General features: G+C 73.2%; 16 protein-coding genes and 1 pseudogene. 9 read left to right on the top strand and 8 right to left on the bottom strand.

What is annotated here, in order from left to right:
- Window positions 1-300: 300 nt before the first annotated feature.
- Both P3T27_RS11940 and P3T27_RS11935 read right to left on the bottom strand, forming a co-directional pair.
- Window positions 301-1,278 carry a hypothetical protein gene (locus tag P3T27_RS11940; RefSeq protein ID WP_280677325.1) on the bottom strand — a complete coding sequence of 326 codons (978 nt, stop codon included), beginning with the start codon at window positions 1,276-1,278 and terminating at the stop codon, window positions 301-303.
- Entirely contained in the window at window positions 1,275-1,790 is a 516-nt protein-coding gene (locus tag P3T27_RS11935; protein ID WP_280677323.1) for a SigE family RNA polymerase sigma factor, read from the bottom strand. Before P3T27_RS11935 ends, P3T27_RS11940 begins: the two co-directional genes overlap by 4 nt.
- Window positions 1,791-1,913: 123 nt before the next feature.
- On the opposite strand from P3T27_RS11935, the pseudogene P3T27_RS11930 reads away from it, so the two are divergent.
- From P3T27_RS11930 to P3T27_RS11910, 5 genes and pseudogenes are all read left to right on the top strand, one after another.
- Window positions 1,914-2,333: pseudogene (locus tag P3T27_RS11930) on the top strand (transposase); the annotation flags it as partial.
- A gap of 100 nt (window positions 2,334-2,433) precedes the next feature.
- Window positions 2,434-3,252 (top strand): maleylpyruvate isomerase family mycothiol-dependent enzyme, encoded by an 819-nt coding sequence (locus P3T27_RS11925; RefSeq protein ID WP_280677321.1) that lies wholly within the window; start codon window positions 2,434-2,436, stop codon window positions 3,250-3,252.
- Window positions 3,253-3,570: 318 nt separating this feature from the next.
- Window positions 3,571-4,584 carry a hypothetical protein gene (locus P3T27_RS11920; protein WP_280677319.1) on the top strand — a complete coding sequence of 338 codons (1,014 nt, stop codon included), beginning with the start codon at window positions 3,571-3,573 and terminating at the stop codon, window positions 4,582-4,584.
- Window positions 4,585-5,010: 426 nt separating this feature from the next.
- Window positions 5,011-6,126, top strand: a complete 1,116-nt coding sequence (locus tag P3T27_RS11915) for a basic secretory protein-like protein (protein ID WP_280677317.1) — start codon at window positions 5,011-5,013, stop codon at window positions 6,124-6,126.
- A 259-nt stretch (window positions 6,127-6,385) separates the two neighbouring features.
- Window positions 6,386-7,315, top strand: coding sequence for a CAP domain-containing protein (locus tag P3T27_RS11910; protein WP_280677315.1), 930 nt, complete (start codon window positions 6,386-6,388; stop codon window positions 7,313-7,315).
- 569 nt (window positions 7,316-7,884) lie between these two features.
- Here P3T27_RS11910 and P3T27_RS11905 read toward each other — a convergent pair.
- The gene (locus P3T27_RS11905) at window positions 7,885-10,053 is read right to left on the bottom strand and encodes a glycoside hydrolase domain-containing protein (RefSeq protein ID WP_280677313.1); all 2,169 of its coding nucleotides are present in this window, start codon (window positions 10,051-10,053) and stop codon (window positions 7,885-7,887) included.
- A 525-nt stretch (window positions 10,054-10,578) separates the two neighbouring features.
- Here P3T27_RS11905 and P3T27_RS11900 point away from each other — a divergent pair.
- Both P3T27_RS11900 and P3T27_RS11895 read left to right on the top strand, forming a co-directional pair.
- Complete coding sequence (locus P3T27_RS11900; protein WP_280677312.1) at window positions 10,579-11,217, top strand: ATP-dependent Clp protease proteolytic subunit; 639 nt, start codon at window positions 10,579-10,581, stop codon at window positions 11,215-11,217.
- A 1-nt stretch (window position 11,218) separates the two neighbouring features.
- Complete coding sequence (locus P3T27_RS11895) at window positions 11,219-11,821, top strand: ATP-dependent Clp protease proteolytic subunit (protein ID WP_280677310.1); 603 nt, start codon at window positions 11,219-11,221, stop codon at window positions 11,819-11,821.
- Window positions 11,822-11,908: 87 nt separating this feature from the next.
- On the opposite strand, the gene P3T27_RS11890 is transcribed toward P3T27_RS11895, so the two are convergent.
- Window positions 11,909-12,334 (bottom strand): helix-turn-helix transcriptional regulator, encoded by a 426-nt coding sequence (locus tag P3T27_RS11890; protein WP_280677308.1) that lies wholly within the window; start codon window positions 12,332-12,334, stop codon window positions 11,909-11,911.
- 249 nt (window positions 12,335-12,583) lie between these two features.
- Between P3T27_RS11890 and P3T27_RS11885 the strand changes: the two genes are divergently transcribed.
- Window positions 12,584-13,018, top strand: a complete 435-nt coding sequence (locus P3T27_RS11885) for a hypothetical protein (protein WP_280677306.1) — start codon at window positions 12,584-12,586, stop codon at window positions 13,016-13,018.
- A 49-nt stretch (window positions 13,019-13,067) separates the two neighbouring features.
- Here the strand turns inward: P3T27_RS11885 and P3T27_RS11880 are convergent, their stop codons facing one another.
- From P3T27_RS11880 to P3T27_RS11870, 3 genes are all read right to left on the bottom strand, one after another.
- A complete protein-coding gene (locus P3T27_RS11880; RefSeq protein WP_280677304.1) occupies window positions 13,068-14,033 on the bottom strand; it encodes an alpha/beta hydrolase in 966 nt (321 codons plus the stop codon).
- A gap of 237 nt (window positions 14,034-14,270) precedes the next feature.
- Window positions 14,271-15,416, bottom strand: a complete 1,146-nt coding sequence (locus tag P3T27_RS11875) for an NADH:flavin oxidoreductase (protein WP_280677302.1) — start codon at window positions 15,414-15,416, stop codon at window positions 14,271-14,273.
- A gap of 251 nt (window positions 15,417-15,667) precedes the next feature.
- Window positions 15,668-16,288: an L-threonylcarbamoyladenylate synthase gene (locus P3T27_RS11870; RefSeq protein WP_280677300.1), complete on the bottom strand. Its 621-nt coding sequence runs from the start codon at window positions 16,286-16,288 to the stop codon at window positions 15,668-15,670.
- Between the two features lie 428 nt (window positions 16,289-16,716).
- On the opposite strand from P3T27_RS11870, the gene P3T27_RS11865 reads away from it, so the two are divergent.
- Complete coding sequence (locus P3T27_RS11865; protein WP_280677298.1) at window positions 16,717-17,226, top strand: hypothetical protein; 510 nt, start codon at window positions 16,717-16,719, stop codon at window positions 17,224-17,226.
- A 123-nt stretch (window positions 17,227-17,349) separates the two neighbouring features.
- Here the strand turns inward: P3T27_RS11865 and P3T27_RS11860 are convergent, their stop codons facing one another.
- On the bottom strand, window positions 17,350-18,558 hold the full coding sequence (locus tag P3T27_RS11860) for a PP2C family protein-serine/threonine phosphatase (protein WP_280677296.1): 1,209 nt from the start codon (window positions 18,556-18,558) through the stop codon (window positions 17,350-17,352).
- Window positions 18,559-18,724: the final 166 nt, after the last annotated feature.

The raw sequence follows: 18,724 nt of genomic DNA, 5'->3' as shown, positions 1-18,724 counted from the left end.
CTCCCGTTCGGCTGGGCGGAAAGGTTCGCGCGGCGGGGCACGGCGCGGCGAGGCACGGCGGCGCGGGGCGGGGGTGCCGTGGTTCTTCGTGCCGAAGCTCCGTGTGCCGCCAGGGCATGGCGGGGCGCGGCGGGGCGCCCGTCGCGCGTCGGGGCGCGGCGGGGCATGGCAAGGCAGGGCGGGGTGCCCGTCGCACGGCCCGCCTGTCGTGTTTTCGTTGTTCCTCGGGGCCGCCGGCCGCCGTACCCCTCACGGGTGGGCGTGGCGCCGGCCCCTCGCGTCAGCCCTTCGCGTCGGGCCTCAGCGGACCTCGGCCACCTGGGGGCCGTACTTCGCTTCGATCTGCGCCGCCGCGGTCTGCCACTGCGGCGTGTCGACCACCACTCCGGCGCCGTCGATGGCGACCGTCACCGCCTCGATCTCCACGCCCTTGGCCCGCCAGTCCTCCCTGTCCGCTCGGATCCGGGCGCCGAACGCCGACAGCTCGTCGCGCGAACCGGCCGCGACGGCGAACTGCAGCTTCACCGCCGGCCAGTCGGTCAACGTCGAGGCCGCTGCCGCGTCCAGGCCGCTGCCGGGGACCCGCATCACGTAGAGCGTGTTCGTGCTCGTGTCGCGGCAGGTGCCGAAGTAGTGGTCGCGGTAGCTCGCCATCGCCATGTACTCGATGGCCTGACCCGCCCGTTCCAGATCGGACTGCGCCGTCGTGGCGTACGACAGTGGCGACGGCGAGCCCGAGGACGTGGGCCAGGACGACGGGTCACCGGACGGCGGGTGATCGGTCGACGGGCCACTGGTCGACGGGCCACCGGAGGACGGCACCCCCGACGAGAAGAAGCCCGGCGAGGGGAAGCCCGGCGAGGGGAAACCCGGCGACGGGGTACCGGACGGCGTGAGCCCACCCGGTGACGGGGAGTCCGACAGCACCTGCTTCCCGTGCTGGTGCAGGCCCAGCGTCCGCCAGCCCGTGGGCCCGTTCGCGCACTCCAGGATCACGGCGACCGAGCGCGTCGCTCCCGGCGTCGGGCTCACCAGACTCACGCCCGCACCGGCCGGGCCCGTCCGGGAGTCCCCGGAACCGCCGCCCAGCTGCGTCAGCGCCCCCGCCCCGACGGCCAGCACCGCCACCGCCGCCGCGCCCCGCACGGCCCTCTGCCGCCGCGCCCGCCGCCGCCCGGCCGTGTGCAGCTCGGCCAGCGGCGCGCTGCCACCGATCCATGCCGCACGTTCTGCGAGCCGGCCCGCCAGCTCTTCCTCGAATGCGGCCTCAGCGCTCACGGCCCCACCAACTCCCTCACCAGTTCCATTTCCTGCCGAAGCGCCTTGATCCCGCGCGCCAGGTGCGTCTTCGCCGTGGGCAGCGAACACCCCAGTTCCTCCGCCACCTGCGCGACCGGCAGATCCAGGTAGTAGCGCAGCACCACCGCCGCCCGCTGCCGCCGCGGCAGCCCGGCCAGCGCCGCCGCCAACTGGTCGTCCCACCCGCTCTCCTGGACCACCGGCCGGTCCGGCAGCGCGGAGGTGAGTTCCTCCCGTCTGGTCCGGCGCCACCGCGAGACGTGGGTGCGGACCATCGTCATGCGGACGTATCCCTCGGTCGCCCCCGCGTCCCGGATCACCGACCGCTTCGGGTACACCTGCACCAACGCGTCGTGCAGGAGGTCCCGGGCGTCGTGAACGTTCCCGGTGATCAAGTACGCCCCCCGCAGCAGGGTCTGGTACCGCGCCGCGACGAACTCGTCGAACGGGTCGGATCGGCAGCCCCCCGGGCGCATCGGTTCGCGCTTCATACTCCTTGGACGCACCACCGGCCGAAAACGGATGACAAGACTTCGCTATCAATTTCCGCAGGCCGGCGCCGCCGCGCCGGCGGCGTTCACCGTGAGGCACCGAGTCGGGGCCGGCCTGGCCTGCTCGCCAGGCAACGCCAGGACACCGCCCGCAAGTGGGCCAAAGCCGTCGTCCGGGACCACGACGCTCTTGCGGTGGAAGGCTTCCGGCCGAAGTTCCTCGCCAAGAGCCCGATGGCGGGGAAAGCCGCTGACGCCGCGATCGGAGCGACCAAACAGGCCCTGATCGAGATGGGCCGCAAACACGGACGAGACGTTCGTCTGGTCCACCCCGCACACACCACGATGGACTGCGCGCACTGCGATGCGAGAACCAAGCACGCACTGCCGCTGGGAATGCGCACCTACACCTGCACCACGTGCGGAGCCGTGTCCCCCAGGGACAAGAACTCCGCCTACGTGATGCTCAACCGGGCAGGTCTGAATCCGGCTGACGCTGATGGCAGAAGACCCACCGGGACGCCGTCCCGGAAGGCGGCCTGAGTCAGAAATCCACCCAACAGAAGCCGGAATCCCCCGGCTTCGGCCGGGGAGCAGTCAAGGGTCTGGACAGCGGCGCGGGGGTCGGCCAGTCTTCACCACCATGACCCTCCCGCTCCCCGAGCAGTTCCCCGGTGTCGCGCGCACCGCGCTCTTCGAGGCGGTCACCGCGGTCGGGGACGAGGCCGTCACCCTGCTCGCCGGCTGCCGCGGTGGCACCCCGATACCCGGCGCCGAGTGGACGGTCGCCGAGGCCGCCGCCCACTTGGCGATGGCCAACGAGCTGATGGCGGCACTGGCCGCCGGAGAGGAACGGCCGTACGGGGACGGCACTCCGGGCTCGCTGGCCGCGGCGAACGCGGCCTCGCTGGCCGAGCGCCCGGAGCGGGACCCGGCCGTGCTCGCCGAGGAGATCGCCCGGCAGACACGGGAGTTCACGACGGCAGCCGCCGCGCGCGCCGGCACCGAGCCGGTGCTGACCCCGCTCGGCCCGATGGACCTGGACACCCTCGGCGCCTACCTGCTGACCCACATGCTGGGCCACCTCTACGACATCGCCCTCGCTCTCGGGCGCCCGCATCCGATCGACCGGCACCGCGTCGAGCTGGCGATGCCCTTCGTGCGGACGGCGATGCCGTGGGTGCTGGACGCGCGCGCCGCGGCCGGTCACAACGCCTGCTACCGGCTGCGGATCCGCGGCCTGGGCGCCTTCGCGGTGACCTTCACGGACGGCGCCGCCGTGGTGAGCCAGGAGCCGCCGCGCCGCCCGGACTGCACGATCCTCACCGAGCCGGTGGCGTTCCTCCTCATCGCGCTGGGCCGCTACACCGCCACCGGCGCCCTCGCCCGGGGCAAGGTGCTCGCCTGGGGCCGCAGGCCGTGGCTGGCCCCGGGCTTCCCCAGGCTGTTCGCGGCCCCCTGACCACGGCCGTCCCGCCGCCACCCGTTCCGCCGCTCCCGTCCCGGCGCGGCAGGCCCGGCGACATCGAATCGGAATGCCTTCCGCACCGCCTGCTCCGGCGGACCGCCCAGGCGTCGGGGTGGTTGCCGGGCACCTGTATGTTGATCACTCGCCGACCCTGTCGGTGCCCCGTCTCAGGGTGTTGACGCGCGGGTCCGGCCTGGGCGGGTGACCGCTTCGCGGAAACCGGGTCGCTGTCGCCGGGGGGTCGGGAGAGCCTTCGGTGTCGAGGCTGAACAGCCAGTCGCTCATCATCTCAACGTGCTTGAAGGATTTCGTATGACCGTCCCCGCCCCGCCCGACAGCCCGCAGTCCGCCGAGGGGGCAACCGACACCGACTCGTGGGCACCGCCGAGCCCGGCTCAGGCCGAGGCCACGGTCCCCGCCGCGCCCCCTGCCCTTGCCGTGGCCCCCGGTGCGGGCCCGGGTGTGCCGCTCTACTGGCCGCCGTATCCGATGCCGGCGCCACAGCCTCGCAACGGCCTGGGCATCGCGGCCATGGTGCTCGGGATCGTCGGTGCGGTCCTCAGCCTGGCCGTCATCCTGTTCTGGCTGTCCTGGCTGCCGGCCCTGCTTGCCGTGGTCTTCGGTGCCGTCGGCCTGGGTTACGTGCGCAAGGGCCTGGCGACCAACCGGGCGATGGCGCTCGCGGGCGTGATCCTGGGCGTCACCGGACTGCTGGTCTCGGTCGGCGCCGGGGTGTTCGTCGTGACACGGGTGCAGGCGGTCAACGAGGAGCGGCGGGCGCAGGACGACGCCGCGCGCGCTCGCGCCGACGCCGCGATCAAGGCCGCCGAGGAGCGGGCGGCGAAGGAGAAGGAGCGGATCGAGGCCGAGCGGAAGAGGATCGAGGCCGAGCGGGAGAAGGCGGCCGCGGACGAGAAGGCCCGGCGCCTGTCGTTCGGCCAGTCCTACACGTACGGGGACGGGTTGAAGGTCACCATGGCCGGGCCGGAGCCGTACGTTCCGCGCGGAACCGTGGTCGAGGCCCCCAGGAACGCCAAGATCATCCAGGTGAAGATCACCGTCGTCAACACCGGATCCGGGGAACTCTCGCTCTACGGATCGGGGATGCCCATCGTCAAGGACGCCAAGGGCAACCTCGTCTTCTCGCTGATCGACGGAAGCGGACGGTTGAAGGTCCTCGCCGGCTCGCTGGCTCCGGGCGAGGAGGCCACCGGTCTGTCCGCGTACGCCCTGCCGGCCGGCGCGGCCGACCCGTTCTCCGTCGAGTTCAACTACGGCTCCGGGCAGCTGCGCAAGAACGTCATCTGGTCCGGTTCTCCCAGCTGACCCGGAACCGTGCAGGGCGGCGCCGCCGGGCGGGGCGCCGACCGACCTGCCCCGCGCCGCCCTCGGCGCGGGGCAGCCTCATGACGCTGCACACCGGTCGAAGTCCGCTGAGCCGCCCGCCGGTGTCCGCCGAGGCCCGGGCATGGGCACGCCCGGGCCGGCTGCGCCTGTCGGCGGGCCGGCCGACCCGGCGCTCCGGACACCGTTCAGCGGGTCGTGGTGTCCAAGGCCAGGTCGCCGGCGGCGTTCCAGCGCCTTCTCGTCATCTCCCGGCCGTTCTCGTCCAGGACGACCGGCTCCGACATGTGGCCGTCGACGGTCCATCAACGAACCCGTTGACGGACCGTCGACGCCGTGTACACCGCGGCCCGGTGGCATGACCGCAGGCCGGTTCCAGGGGGAGCCGCCCGAGAGGAGAGCCCCGAGATGATCACCCGTCGTACGGCCGCCGCCGTCGTCCTGTCCGCCGCGACCGTCGTGTCCGGGATGGCCTTCGGCGCCGGGACCGCCAGCGCGGCCGAGCCGCTGCCGTCCAGCGGCGCCGACTACCGCATCTCCAGCTACGCGGGCGGCGCCCTCCAGTGGGACAGCCGCAACCACGGCTCCAACGTGGTGGTCCGCGACTGGAACGAGTCCTCCGTCCAGCAGGTCTGGACGGTCAGGGACGAGGGCAACGGCACCTGGTCGGTCAAGGTGCCCGGCACCAACAACGCCGTCGACCGCGACCGGGCCAAGAACACCGTCGGTTCCTGGAACTACGTCGGCACGGATAACCAGAAGTGGCGGCTGGAGAACACCTCGGCGGGCAACGGCCGGGCCTGGCTGCTGCACAGCGTCTCGGACAACAACCTCTGCCTCACCCGCGGCGCGGACCTGAACGCCAAGGTGGCCGCCTGCAACGCCGGGGACCCGGCGCAGTCCTGGAACCTCGACCGCAACGGCGCCACCACCCCGCCGACCGCCGGCCGCCCGACCATCGACCTCGACTACTCGCAGGCCCCGGACCTCGGTCCGTGGTTGGAGCAGCAGAAGAAGACCGTCGCGGACTACTACCCGACGATCTCCAACCTGATCACCAAGGGGGCCTTCGCCGCCCCCACCTACTTCAAGATCATCCTCGACCCGACGCTGACCACCAATCCCGCGTACACCACGGTGTCCCCCAACGGCGTCAAGGAGGTCCACGTCAACATCGGCTACACCCGGGGCAACAAGGGCGACACCGGCTTCCTGGTGCACGAGGCCGTGCACGTCGCGGTCTGGGACAACCCGACCTCCCGCCCGTGGTGGATGGGCGAGGGCCTGGCGGACTGGGTGCGCGACTACAACTTCCAGCCGGGCACCGGCGCCCAGCACTTCGGCCCGGACTCCAACTACGACAGCGGCTACCAGGCCACCGCCCGGTTCATCGACTACGTCTCGAAGACCTACAACAAGCCCGACCTGGCGCACCTGCTGAACACCACGAACTACACCGACCAGATCTGGGGCCAGCTCACCGGCAAGAGCGCCCAGCAGCTCTGGAACGAGATGCCCAAGTAGGACCGACCGGCACACCCCGCCCGACGGCCCGGCACCCACGAGGTACCGGGCCGCACGGCGTTGACGGCCGTCGATCCTCCGCGGACCCCCGCCCACCGCGCCGCCACCCGACGTCCGCGCCGTCCCCGGCGACGACTCCCGGCGGGTGACCAGGGCTTACTCCTCGGCACCCCGTTGATCGATCGTCAACACGGGCCTGGTGTCCTGCCCCAGTCCGCACTCGCATCCGCAGGCGGTCCACCGACAGCAGGAGAACCCCGTGTCCCACCCGTCCACCCGGACCCTCCGCACCCGTCCGAGCACCGGCACCCGCCGCCGCACCCGGCTGGCAGGCCTGGCGCTCGCCGTCTCCGCGATGTCCGCGGGCAGTATCACGCTGCTCGCGGCGCCGGCGAACGCCGCGCCCGCGGGCGTGGTCGAGCAGATGGTCACGATCCAGGACCACCAGAACCACAACTCGCTGGCCAGCGCCGACGGCGAGGGTTCCCGGATCGTCGCCCGCGGCTACCAGGACGCCTCCACCTCGTTCTGGATATCCAACAAGCCCGGCGGCCGGGTGGACTTCGCCCGCAACGTCAACGGCACCGAGCGCGTGCTGGAGATGGACACCAGGGACGGCCGGTCCACCCAGTTCACCCACTGGTGGGCGGGCGCCAACCAGCAGTGGACCCTGGAGCCCGCCGCCGACGGTGGCACCTACCTCCACAACGCCCTCGACAACCGTTGCCTGACCTACCACGGCCTCGACCGGGAGGCCACCGTCGAGAACTGCGACGGCAGCATGTCCCAGCGGTTCGACCTGGTCGGGTCGGGCACCGGCACGGGCCCGGTCACCTCCGTCGAGCAGCGCTTCCTCGACCGGCTCAACGCCGTGCGCGCCCAGAACGGCAAGCCGGCGGTGCGCCTCAACCAGACGCTCGCCCAGGCCGCCAAGTGCAACGCCGACCAGATGGACCAGCGCCGCGTCTCCGGCCACTTCTGCGACTCGGCGACCATCGCACGGGGCCTCGGCTACGCCTGGAGGGGATTCGGCGAGATCGCCTTCTACGGCCCCACCGACATCGACGCCGCCGTCGACGGCTGGATCAAGTCGCCGCTCCACCTGGGGATCATGCTCGACAACTACACCGAGGTCGGTCTGGCCCGCACGGGCGCGGCCTCCTGGAACGCGGACTTCGGCACCCGCTGACACCTACCGGGGCCGCTCCACCGGGGCCGCTCCACCCCGCAGGAGCGGTCCCGGGAGCGGTCCCGCCGGGGCCCCGCCCCACCCGGCGTCGGGAGGCATCGTCGAGCGAACGCCCACCGAACCCACCTGGAAGGCCGGCCTCCCCGCCGAGGCGAGCGCCCTGACCGGCCACGCCCGCCGTCCCCGCACCCGCTGCTCAGGCCCATGCCGCGCGGCCGGCTCCGGCCCGGCCGGGCGGCGGCGGGTGCTGCCGGACCTGGTTCGGCGAGCACATCTCCCGGGCGGGGTGGTCGTGCGGACGACCTGGCACGAGCCCGCGGGCGGGACCTGGGGCCGGCCGTGACCGCCACCCCCGGGTCGGGCGCCCGGTTCGAGCCCGGCACCACGGTCGTGCGCCGCGACATCCACCACGGCAAGGTGTGGTCTGCATCCACCACGGCAAGGTGTGGTCCGCGCAGTGTCCATCCCTCCACACCCGGGACACCGTCAGCTGACGACGGACCGCCGACGCCCCCGCCTCCCGAAGAAGTGCCGGGGGCGGGGGCGCCGGGTGGTGGGGCGGGCCCGGGTCAGCTCCGGGTGACCACGAGCTGGCTGGAGCCGTCCGGCAGGCCGGCGATGGCCGCGCGCTGGGCCGGGAAGGTGCTCGAGCCGTACGGGCCCTGGACGGCGCCGAAGCCGGACCAGTTGCCGTTGGCGAAGCGGGTCTCGTGGTAGACGTTGCCGTCACCGCCGACCACCGCCACCTGGGACGAACCGTCCGGCAGACCGGCGATGCCGACCGTCCGCGCGGCCATGGTGGGCGTGCCGTTGCCGGGGAGCGCGGCGAAGCCGCTCCAACTGCCGTTGGCGAAGCGGGTCTGGTGGTAGACGTTGCCGTCGCCGCCGATCGCCAGCACCTGCGAGGAGCCGTCCGGCAGGCCGGCGATGGCCACCCGCCCGGCCGCCATCCGCGGGCTGTTCACACCGGGGAGCGCGGCGAAGCCGCTCCAACTGCCGTTGGCGAAGCGGGTCTGGTGGTAGACGTTGCCGTCGTTGCCGATTGCCAGGACCTGGGTGGACCCGTCGGGCAGGCCGGCGATGGCGACGTCCCCGGCCGCCATGGTCGGGGTGCCGATCCCGGGGAGCGCGGCGAAGCCGCTCCAACTGCCGTTGGCGAAGCGGGTCTGGTGGTAGACGTTGCCGTCGTTGCCGATCGCCAGCACCTGGGAGGAGCCGTCCGGCAGGCCGGCGATGCCGGCCCGGCGGGCCGCCATGGTGGGCGTGCCGTTGCCGGGGAGCGCGGCGAAGCCGCTCCAACCGCCGTTCGCGGCGCGGACCCCGTGGTAGAGCTGTCCGTCCAGGCCGATGCCCAGCTCCTGCGAGGAACCTCCCGGCAGCCCGGTGATCGCGGCCTCCGAGCCGCGGAACACGCCCGCCCCGCCCGCCAGCGGGCTGAAGCCGGGCCAGTTGCCCGAGCTCTGGCGCACGCCGAGGAAGAAGCCGGAGGACTGGGACGGCGGGGCGCTGGTGAGCTGGGTGTCGAGGTAGTCCTGGTCGATCCCGATCGTGAAGCCGCCCCAGGTCTCCGGGTCCTTCGGCGAGGCGTACTGGTGGACGCGCTGGTGGTTGGACCAGTAGCCGGCCGGTATCGCCGGGTCGTTGGTGTCCTCCTGGCCGTTCCAGTTGGCGCTGAAGACGGCGTCGGGCATGGTGTAGGCGCTGTTGCCGGCGTTGGCGGCCAGGTCCTTCATACCGGACGAGGAACTGCTGTAGACGCCGGAGTTGTAGCCCCAGGCGTGCAGCTCGTTGGTCCAGGCGGTGAGGAAACCGAGCACCGCGCCCGAGTACTGCGGGGCGTAGTCCTCCATGTCGTAGTAGAGGATCGTGCCGGGGCCGAAGCCGAGGGCCTGGGCCTGGCTCACCGCGTCGTCGGCGGCGTTGGCACCCTCGGAGGCGGGGGAGACGATCTTCGAGGCCTGCACGCCGACGTACATCGGCATGAAGGCCCAGCCGCCGGCCTGCTGCTGCTGGACCCAGGAGGCCGTCAGGTTCGGCTGGGCGCAGGCCCGCTTGGCACCGCCGATGTAGATGCCGACCGCCCGGTACGGGGAGGAGGTCATCCACGCGTTCATCGCGGAGCCGGAGGGCGCCGTACAGGCGTCGAACCCCTTGCCGGTGTAGTTCGTCGCCGACGCGGGTACGAGCGCCGGCGCCGCGGCCACGGCCGGGTCGGACGGCGGGGCCGCGGCGATGGTGGACCGCGGTGCGAGGGCCGTCCGGGGTTCGGCGGGCGCCGGCGTCGGTTGGTGCGCCGGCGCGGGGGTGAGCCCGGCGCCGGTGATGATCCGCCGCACCAGCGGCTGGTCCGTGTCGTACGTCCCGGTCACCGCGACGACACCGTCGTTCGCCCGGAGCGTGTGCGCGACGGGGTTGGAGCCCTCCCGGTCCGGTGCGGCCGCCGCGGCGGGCTCGACCAGCAACGCCTCCGTGCGGCCGATCAACCGCGGCGGGCAGACCTGCTGTTCGCCCGGGTGCCCGAGGTACACCGCGTGCTGGTCGAAGCGGACACAGGCCTGCGGGTCCACGGCCAGATCCACCACCGGCCAGGCCGCGGGCACCTGGAAGACGCGGCCCTGGTACGTCACCGCCTTGGTGACCGGACTGCCGGCGGGCGCTGCTTCGGCGGAGCCGGCGGCGGCGGGCACCGCCATGAGCACGGCCGCCGCGACGGCCGAGGCGCTCCGGAGCGCTGTCATACGGGACTTCACCCAGATCTCTCCTGACATGGTGAAAGGCCGCGCGCCCGAGAAGTCGGCCGCGCGGCGTCGGCGGCGGCCACGATATCCACGCCCGCGACGGATGATCGACACAGGCCCCTCCCGTCCGCCCGACCGCCCGTCAGCCGTCGCTCCGAAGGCGCCCGTTCGCCGCGTACCGGGGCGGTCCGGCGGGTTGCGGCCCACCGGCCCGGCCCCGGGCACGCCGACGGACACGGATCGGCCGGTTCTCAGAGCCCGCCGCGCGTGAGACCGTCGGCAGCAGGCGTCGTCGCGGAGAACTTCGTCGCGGGCCCCGGCAGGCCCGAAGCCGCCCCGGCGGAACAACCCCCGGGCCGGGGTGCGGTGGTGATCCGGCGGGGCGATCCCCGGTACAGCCGCCCAAGGGCCGAGCCGTCGGCTCTGCCCGTGGCGAATCTGCGGTGGGCAGAGAAAACGCGTCCGGGGGTCTTCCGGGGCCAAGAGTGGGTGTCGACGGCATCCCCGCCTCGACAAGGAGACCAGATGACTCCCCTCACCACGTTCGCGCCCCACGCGGAGGAGGGCGGCACACCGCCCAGCCGCTTCGACGATCATCTCGCGGCACAGTTGCTCGCCCAGCGGATCGTCCTGCTCGGCACGCAGGTCGACGACGTGTCGGCCAACCGGGTGTGCGCGCAACTGCTGCTGCTGTCGGCGGAGGACCCGCGCACCGACATCAGCCTGTACGTCAACAGCCCCGGCGGGTCGGTCACCGCGGGTCTCGCCATCTACGACACCATGCGGCTGATCCCGAACGACGTCTCGACGCTGGCGATGGGGTTCGCCGCCAGCATGGGTCAGTTCCTGCTCACCGTGGGGGCGCCCGGCAAGCGGCTCGCGCTGCCGAACGCGCGGATCATGATGCACCAGCCCTCGGCGGGCATCGGCGGCACCGCCGCGGACATCGAGATCCAGGCGGAGAACCTCCAGTTCACCAAGAAGGCCATCGAGCGGATCACCGCCGAGCACACCGGGCAGAGCGAGGAGACGATCGCGCGGGACGGCGACCGGGACCGCTGGTTCACGGCCGAGCAGGCCAGGGAGTACGGGATCGTGGACCGGGTGGTGGAGTCGGTCGCCGACATCCGCCCGGCCGCGTCGCGCCGACGGATGGGGTTGTGACATGGGGTCGTACACGGTTCCCTACGTCATCGAGCGGACCGCGCAGGGCGAGCGGTCCTACGACGTCTTCAGCCGGCTGCTGAACGAGCGGATCGTCTTCCTCGGCACCGAGATCGACGACGGGGTCGCCAACGTGGTCATCGCGCAACTCCTGCACCTGGAGTCGGAGAACCCGGAACGCGAGATCTCGATCTATCTCAACTCGCCCGGTGGATCGTTCACTTCGCTGATGGCGATCTACGACACGATGACGTTCGTGCAGGCGCCGATCTCCACGTTCTGCGTCGGTCAGGCGGCGTCGACGGCGGCGGTGCTGCTGGCGGGCGGGGATCCCGGGCGACGGTTCGTGCTCCAGCACGCCCGGGTGCTGCTCGGCCAGCCGGCCAGCGGCGGCAGGCAGGGGACGGTCTCCGACCTCAGCCTCGCGGCCAAGGAGGTGGTCCGCATCCGCTCGCAGGTGGAGGAGGTCCTGTGCCGGCACACGCATCACGACGTGGCGACGCTGCGCGCGGACATGGACCGGGACAAGGTGCTCACCGCCGAGGAGGCCGTCGCCTACGGGCTCGCCGACGAGGTGCTGAGCCGACGGCGCGTATTCGCCTGACCCCGGCCGGTCCGGCGGCGGTGCGCACCACCGCACCGGCCGCCGGCTCGGCCACCGCACCGGTCGCCGCACCGGCCGCCGGCTCGGTCAGGCGGCGAGGCAGAGCCCGTCGTGCCGCGCCGAGGGCCGGTTCCCGCCCACCCGGCTCCGGGCGTGCCGGGCCAACTCGTCCTGGGCGAGTGAGAGCAGGTCGGTGAGGCCGAGCCCGAGCGCCCGGGCGGCGGCCGCGAGCACCTCGGAGGAGGCCTCCTTGAGCCCGCGCTCCAGCTCCGACAGGTACGGCATCGAGATCCGGGCCGCCTCCGCGACGTCCTTCAACGTGCGCTCCTGGGCGAGCCGTTCGCGTCGCAGCGCATCGCCGACGAGGTCGCGCCACAGGGGCTCCCTCGGCGCGGGCGCCGGCGACGCTCCCGCCGGTCGCTGCGGGGCGCGGGTCGCCCCACCGGAACCGGGCGACGAGGCGTGCGGGCGCAGGGGGATGACGCGGGCTTCGTTCGGCGCATGAGTGCTCACCCCTTCAGCCTAGGGATCCGGGGCGCCGGGGGAAGGGAGCGGCGTTCTGCCCTGGGTGAAGCCGTGCGGCGCACTCCGCGGCGCGGCCACCACGGCGAGCGCAAGCCGCACCCGAGCGACTCATCCGACGAACGGTCGGGTGTCGATCGAGTCCGCGCCGGACTTCGTCCCCCACCCTCACCCGGGCACGCGCCCCTACGCTGGTGCCGGGCACCCGGCCCGGGCGCCCACAGACCCCGGGGGGACCGCGTGATCCGCGTACAGCGACGCACCTACACCCTGATCGCGTGGCCGTGGCGCGTCATGTCCTGGGCGCAGGCGCCCGAGGGGCTCGAGTTCACCCTGTACGACGTCGTCCAGCCGGTGGTGCGTGGCGTCGAGGTGCCCGGTTCCCCGCAGGACGCCGCCCGCTGGAAGGTGGCCCACGACGCCTGCCAGGACCTGCTGCGCCATGCCGAGGACGTCGTGCGCCACGCCCACGGCGTGCGCTGCAAGCCCGGCTTCATGGCGGACCACCGCACGGTGCGCCTGCGCCGCTACGGCCTGATGCCCGGTCGCAAGGCCCGCTCCCGGCGGCTGTTCGCCGAGTGCGAGACCCGGATGCGGGCGGCCGAGGAGGCCTACCGGCCGATCCTCGACGAGATCGAGTCCCGCCTCGCGCGGACCCCTGCGGACCCGGCCTGACGCCGTCGCCGTCGCCGTCGCGGGGCGGGCCGCAAGGGGCGGGCCGGGTTCACCGTTGGAGGACGCGCCGCAGCCAGTGGGTGCGGGCGTTGTGGGCGTCGTGGGTGAGGGCCGCGTGCGGGGCGATGGTGTCGAAACCGTGGCAGGCGCCGGGCCACACGTGCAGTTCGGCCTCGCCACCCGCCTGCCAGATCGCGTTGGCGTAGGCGACGGCCTCGTCCCGGAACGTCTCGGCGGACCCCACGTCGACGTACGCCGCAGGCAGCCGGGACAGGTCGGTGGCGCGGGCCGGGGCGGCGTACGGCGAAAGGTCGGCGGCGCCGTACCGGTCGCCGAGCAGAGCCTGCCAGGCGGTGGCGTTGGAGGTGCGGTCCCAGGTGTCGTGGCCGGCCATCTGGTGGCCGGAGAAGGTGTCGCCGCGGTCGTCGAGCATCGGGCTCAGCAGCAGCTGGCCGACCGGCGCCGCGGTGCCGCGGTCGCGGGCCAGCAGGGCCAGGGCCGCGGCGAGCCCGCCGCCGGCGCTCTTGCCGCCGATGACCACGCGCCGCGCGTCCACGCCCAGCGCGTCCGCGTGCTCGGCCGCCCAGAGGAGTCCGGCGTGGCAGTCCTCGACGGCCCCGGGGAAGCGGGTGCGCGGCGCCAGCCGGTACTCGACGGACACGACCGCCAACCTCAGGGGCAGCGCCCACGCGCGGAGCAGCCGGGGCAGGACGGACCACGCGTTGCCCGTCACCATCCCGCCGCCGTGCAGGTAGTACAGCAACGGCAACGCCTCGCGAACCCCGGTGGGCCGCGCGCTGACGAGCGTGACATCGCCCTCGCCGTCGGCCCGCGCCACGCGCACCTCCTCCACCTCGAACCGGCCGCCGTCGCGCAACCGGTCGAGCGTCGGACGGGGCCGGGCGGCGGCGTCCCGCTCCTGCCACGCCGTCAGGCACTGCGGCGTGAGCACCTCCCGCGCCCGCTCACCAGCGGCCACCACCGCGGCCCGCACCTGCGGATCCAGGGGAGGCACGCGCCGCGCCGCCGATCCACCCACCATCAGAACCCCCGCGCCGAGGGGCGCCCGGCAGCGCCCCGACCGGTACAGCCTGCCAGCCCCACCCGGTGCGGCTCCACCCGTTCGGGGTGACGCCCGGCGCGGGGGCCAGGCGTCACCGGTGGCAGCTCGGCGTTGTGGACGCCGGGGATCGGCCCGCACGGCGGGTCCGACCGGACCCGCCGTGCGGGCCGGGGCCTCGGGGTGCGGTGGTCAGCTGAGGGTGCGGGTCGCGGCGGCGTCGTAGGGGCGCAGGTCGGTGAAGCGGCCGGAGAGGACCTTGGCGGCCCACTGCGGGTCCTGGAGGAGGGCGCGGCCGACGGCGACCAGGTCGAACTCGTCACGCTCCAGCCGGTCGAGCAGGTCGTCGATGCCCTGGACCGGGGCGCCCTCGCCCACGAAGGCGCGGACGAAGTCGCCGTCGAGGCCGACCGAGCCGACGGTGATGGCGGGTCGGCCGGTGAGCTTCCTGGTCCAGCCGGCCAGGTTGAGGTCCGAGCCGTCGAACTCGGGGACCCAGTAGCGGCGGGTCGAGGCGTGGAAGGCATCGACGCCGGCCTCGGCGAGCGGGGCGAGGATCGCCTCCAGCTCCTGAGGGGTCTCGGCGAGGCGGACGTCGTAGTTCTCCAACTTCCACTGCGAGTAGCGGAAGATCACCGGGAACCCGGGGGAGACGGCCTCGCGCACCGCGGCGACGAGTTCGGCCACGAACTTCGTCCGGGCGACCGGGGCGCCGCCGTAGGCGTCGGTGCGGCGGTTGGTGCCCGCCCACAGGAACTGGTCGAGCAGGTAGCCGTGGGCACCGTGCAGCTCGACGCCGTCGAAGCCGATCCGCTCGGCGGCCGTGGCGGCCTCGGCGAACGCGCCGATGACGGCGTCCAGGTCGGTTCGGGTCATCGCCCGCCCCGTTCCCTCGGTGCCGTCCAGCCGGATGCCGGACGGGCCGACGGCGGGGGCGTCGGCGAACGGCGGGTCGCCCTGCTTGCGCGCCATGCCGATGTGCCAGAGCTGCGGCACTATGGTGCCGCCCGCCGCGTGGACGTCCGCGGCGACGCGGGCCCACCCGGCCAGCTGGTCCTCGCCGTGGAAGCGCGGGATGTCGTCGCTCTGGCCGGCGGACTCGTGGCCGACGTACGTCCCCTCGGTGACGATCAGGCCGACGCCTGCGGCGGCGCGGCGGGCGTAGTACGAGCGCACGTCCTCGCCGGGCACGCCGCCCGGGGAGAACCTGCGTGTCATCGGCGCCATCACGATGCGGTTGGGCACGGTCAGCCCGTTGATCGTGACGGGCCGGGACAGGATCTCGGCCGCGCGGGAGGCGGCGGGGTCGGCGGACGCAGCGGGCTCGGTGACGGTCATGGGGATTCCTCGCGGGTACCGGTGGTGTGCGCCGGAACGGAAGTGGTCGCCCGTGCCAACCACCTTGACGGCCTTCGCATTTCGCCGGCCGCGCCGACCCGGCTGTGATCCGCGCCACTGCCCCGGTCCGCCCTCCCGGTCGGCCCTCCCGGTCGGCCGTGCCCGCGTGCCCGGGTGCCCGCCCGAGTCGGCCAGGGCCGGAGGCCGCCCCCACCCGCCCTCGTCACAGCCTCGTCAGCCGGACCGTGTCGTCACTCGAAGCGGGTGGGGTCGCCGGCCCCGCGTCGGACGATCTCCGCCGCGCCGCCGGAGAAGTCGACGACCGTCGTCGGGTCCGTACCGCAGTCGCCGGAATCCACCACGGCGTCCAGCACGTGGTCGAGGCGCTCCTTGATCTCCCACCCCTGGGTCATCGGCTCGTCCTCGCCGGGCAGCAGCAGGGTGCTGGAGACGAGGGGCTCGCCGAGTTCGGCGAGCAGGGCCTGCGTGACGACGTGGTCGGGGATCCTGACGCCCACCGTCTTCTTCTTCGGGTGCATCAGACGGCGCGGGACCTCCTTGGTGGCGGGGAGGATGAAGGTGTAGCTGCCCGGGGTGGCCGCCTTGACGGCGCGGAAGACGGCGTTGTCGATGTGGACGAACTGCCCCAGCTGGGCGAAGTCCGCGCACATCAGGGTGAAGTGGTGGCGGTCGTCGAGACGCCGGATCGACCGGATCCGTTCGAGGCCCTCGTGGTTGCCCATGCGGCAGCCCAGGGCGAAACAGGAGTCGGTCGGGTACGCGATGAGGGCGCCGGAGCGGAGGCTGTCGGCCACGGTGCCGATGGTGCGGGCCTGGGGGGTCTGCGGGTGCACATCGAAGTACTTCGCCATTGGCCGACCCTACGGGATCCACCCGGCCGACCCGGGCCCGGCGCGCTCCGGGCGTGTACTCGCGAACACTGCGGGCCACCCCGTTCGGAGACGACGAACGGAACACGGACTCTCCGTAGGCCGGTTGTCGGTAGACAACCGATCAACAACCGATACCCAGAACGCCGTTGGAAGCGGCTCGTGAGGCAGTGCCCACCGGGGCGATTGCCGTCGGCGTTCGTGCTGACCACGGGACAGGCCGCGGGTAGCCGCAGTCCGTCCCCGTGCCGGGGAAGATACGGGTCCTCGGCCCCCGCCGGCCGCGCCCGTGCCGCCCTGTCGCACCCGGCGCCGGCCGAGAAGGTCGTTGATCGCCTGTCTACCCGCACTGCCTAGCGTCCTTCCCCGTACCCGGCCCGACCCGGGCCGTCATCGAAGGGAGAACTCTCGTGCTGCGCAAGACCCGCGCCTTGCTGACCGGTTCAGTCGCCGTTCTGGCCCTCAGCCTCACCTCGACCACCTTCACCGCCAACGCCGCCGGGGACCAGAGCGGCATCGACGCCTGCGCCCGCGAAGCCCAGCTGGCGGGCTTCGCGAAGGACAAGTCCGGCGAGGGCCGCAACGACGACGCGATCTACGCCGTGGCGATCGCCATGGCCGAGTCCGGCTGCAACCGCCTGGCCGTCCACACCAACCTCCCCACCGACCCCGACCCGGGTACCAAGGACCTCGGTGCCTGGCAGATCAACGAGCGCTGGTACCCCGAGGTCCACTACCACGACGCCGAGGTCGTCACCGCCGAGAACTGGCAGGACATGGGCTGGTCGGCGCGCAAGGCCTTCAAGATCGACAACGACGGCACCGGCCGCGGCTGGGCCTCCTGGGCGGCCTGGCACCTGGGCACCTACCAGCAGTACCTCGGCCAGGCGCGCGACGCCGTCTACCGCGTCTGGCAGTGACGCCCCGCCGGGGGTGACCACCTCGACACCCGCACCCGCCCGGCCACCCCTGGTGCCCCCACCCGGCACCAGGGGCGGCCGGGCGGGGGCGGACCCGGCGCCCGCACCTCGCGCCATCCCGCGTCACTGGTGCTGCGGGCGCCATTCGAAGAGCAGGATGGTCGCGTCGTCCCGCAGCTGGTTGCGCTGGTGGTCGAGGATGGCGTGGATGAGCAGCCGCAGCACCTCGGCCGGGCGCTGGCCGGCGGCGGAGGAGCGGATGATGAAGTCGGTGAACCGGTCGAGGCCGAACTCCGCACCGTCCGCGTCGCGCGCTTCCACGACACCGTCGGTGTAGAGCAGGACGCAGTCGCCCGGTTCCAGTGTCGTCTCGTGGACCTGCCGGGCTGCCGGGGCGAGGTGGCCGGCCAGGCCGATCGGCGGCTGCGGGGGGCTGTTCAGCGCCCCGTCGAGCACCCGCTTGGCACGGATCAGCAGCGGTGGAGGGTGGCCGCAGTTGACCCAGTGCAGCACCCCGGTGTTCGCGTCGAGCCGGCACAGCACGCCGGTGCAGAAATGGTCGGGCAGCCACCGGGCGAGCGCCTGGTCGACGGAGCCGACGACGTCGGCCAGCTCGCCACCGCCGCGGCGGGCGTTGCGCGCCGCCGCCATGGCGACCGACGTGGTCAGGCCGGAGGACAGATCGTGGCCCATGGAGTCGAGGATCATGGTGTGCAGCACGTTCTTGACCACCGAGTGGTCGAAGGCGTCGCCGGCGGCGTCGTACGCCGGTTCCAGGACCGCGGTCGAGACGCACCTCCTGCTGCCGATGGTGTGGGGTGGCAGGAAGGCCCGGAGCATCTCGGTGGGTAACCGCATGGTCGCGGTGCGGGTGCGGGCCGCGAGCCAGTCGCTGTAGCCGCGTTTGGAGGTGATCAGCATGGCGAAGAGGTGGGCCAGCATCCGGCTGCGGCGCATCCGCACCCCGTCGAGCGAGGCGGTCCGCACCGCCAGCACGCCCAGCCGCTCCGCACCGTCGACCAGAGGCATCCAGACGATCACGCTGTCGCCGGCGTCGTTCACTCGCGGGGAGACCGTGCGGTACGCCAAGCCGGCCGACGAGCGGTCCACCGACAGCGGCTCCAAGGCCTCGTTGAGGGGGATGAGGAGCCGTTGTTGCAGGTCGACGAGGTAGATCAGCGCGGTGTCCAGGTCGAGGGCCGAGGCACACCGGTTCGCCAGATCGGACAGTTCGACCGGCAGGGCCGTCTGTGCCTCGATGATCAGCGCTTCCAGCCGATTCTCGTTGACGGAGGCGTCGGGACCGGTGGACGCGTGCGGTGGCTCCGACACGGGATCACCCCTTCCGTGCCCAGTTTCACACCGATCCCGGCCGCTCTCACGTCAGGCACGATCGCGCCGAGTGCGGCTCCGGCCGGGGCCTGGCTGGCCGGAGCCGGGCCCCGGCCCGCCGTGCGGACCTTGGCACGGCCAACCCGGCGACCAGAGCCCACCGAAG

It is taken from the genome of Kitasatospora sp. MAA19 (assembly GCF_029894125.1).
In the GTDB taxonomy this organism is placed as follows: domain Bacteria; phylum Actinomycetota; class Actinomycetes; order Streptomycetales; family Streptomycetaceae; genus Kitasatospora.
The sequence above is the reverse complement of the archived record's forward strand: the minus strand, read 5'-3'. Positions and strand labels throughout refer to the sequence as shown.

Excerpts from the sequence above, each read along its gene's own strand:
- P3T27_RS11875 (WP_280677302.1), bottom strand. The coding sequence starts at position 15,416 with ATGACCGTCACCGAGCCCGCTGCGTCCGCCGACCCCGCCGCCTCCCGC.
- P3T27_RS11900 (WP_280677312.1), top strand. The coding sequence starts at position 10,579 with ATGACTCCCCTCACCACGTTCGCGCCCCACGCGGAGGAGGGCGGCACA.
- P3T27_RS11935 (WP_280677323.1), bottom strand. The coding sequence starts at position 1,790 with ATGAAGCGCGAACCGATGCGCCCGGGGGGCTGCCGATCCGACCCGTTC.
- P3T27_RS11895 (WP_280677310.1), top strand. The coding sequence starts at position 11,219 with ATGGGGTCGTACACGGTTCCCTACGTCATCGAGCGGACCGCGCAGGGC.
- P3T27_RS11920 (WP_280677319.1), top strand. The coding sequence starts at position 3,571 with ATGACCGTCCCCGCCCCGCCCGACAGCCCGCAGTCCGCCGAGGGGGCA.
- P3T27_RS11870 (WP_280677300.1), bottom strand. The coding sequence starts at position 16,288 with ATGGCGAAGTACTTCGATGTGCACCCGCAGACCCCCCAGGCCCGCACC.
- P3T27_RS11915 (WP_280677317.1), top strand. The coding sequence starts at position 5,011 with ATGATCACCCGTCGTACGGCCGCCGCCGTCGTCCTGTCCGCCGCGACC.
- P3T27_RS11905 (WP_280677313.1), bottom strand. The coding sequence starts at position 10,053 with ATGACAGCGCTCCGGAGCGCCTCGGCCGTCGCGGCGGCCGTGCTCATG.
- P3T27_RS11925 (WP_280677321.1), top strand. The coding sequence starts at position 2,434 with ATGACCCTCCCGCTCCCCGAGCAGTTCCCCGGTGTCGCGCGCACCGCG.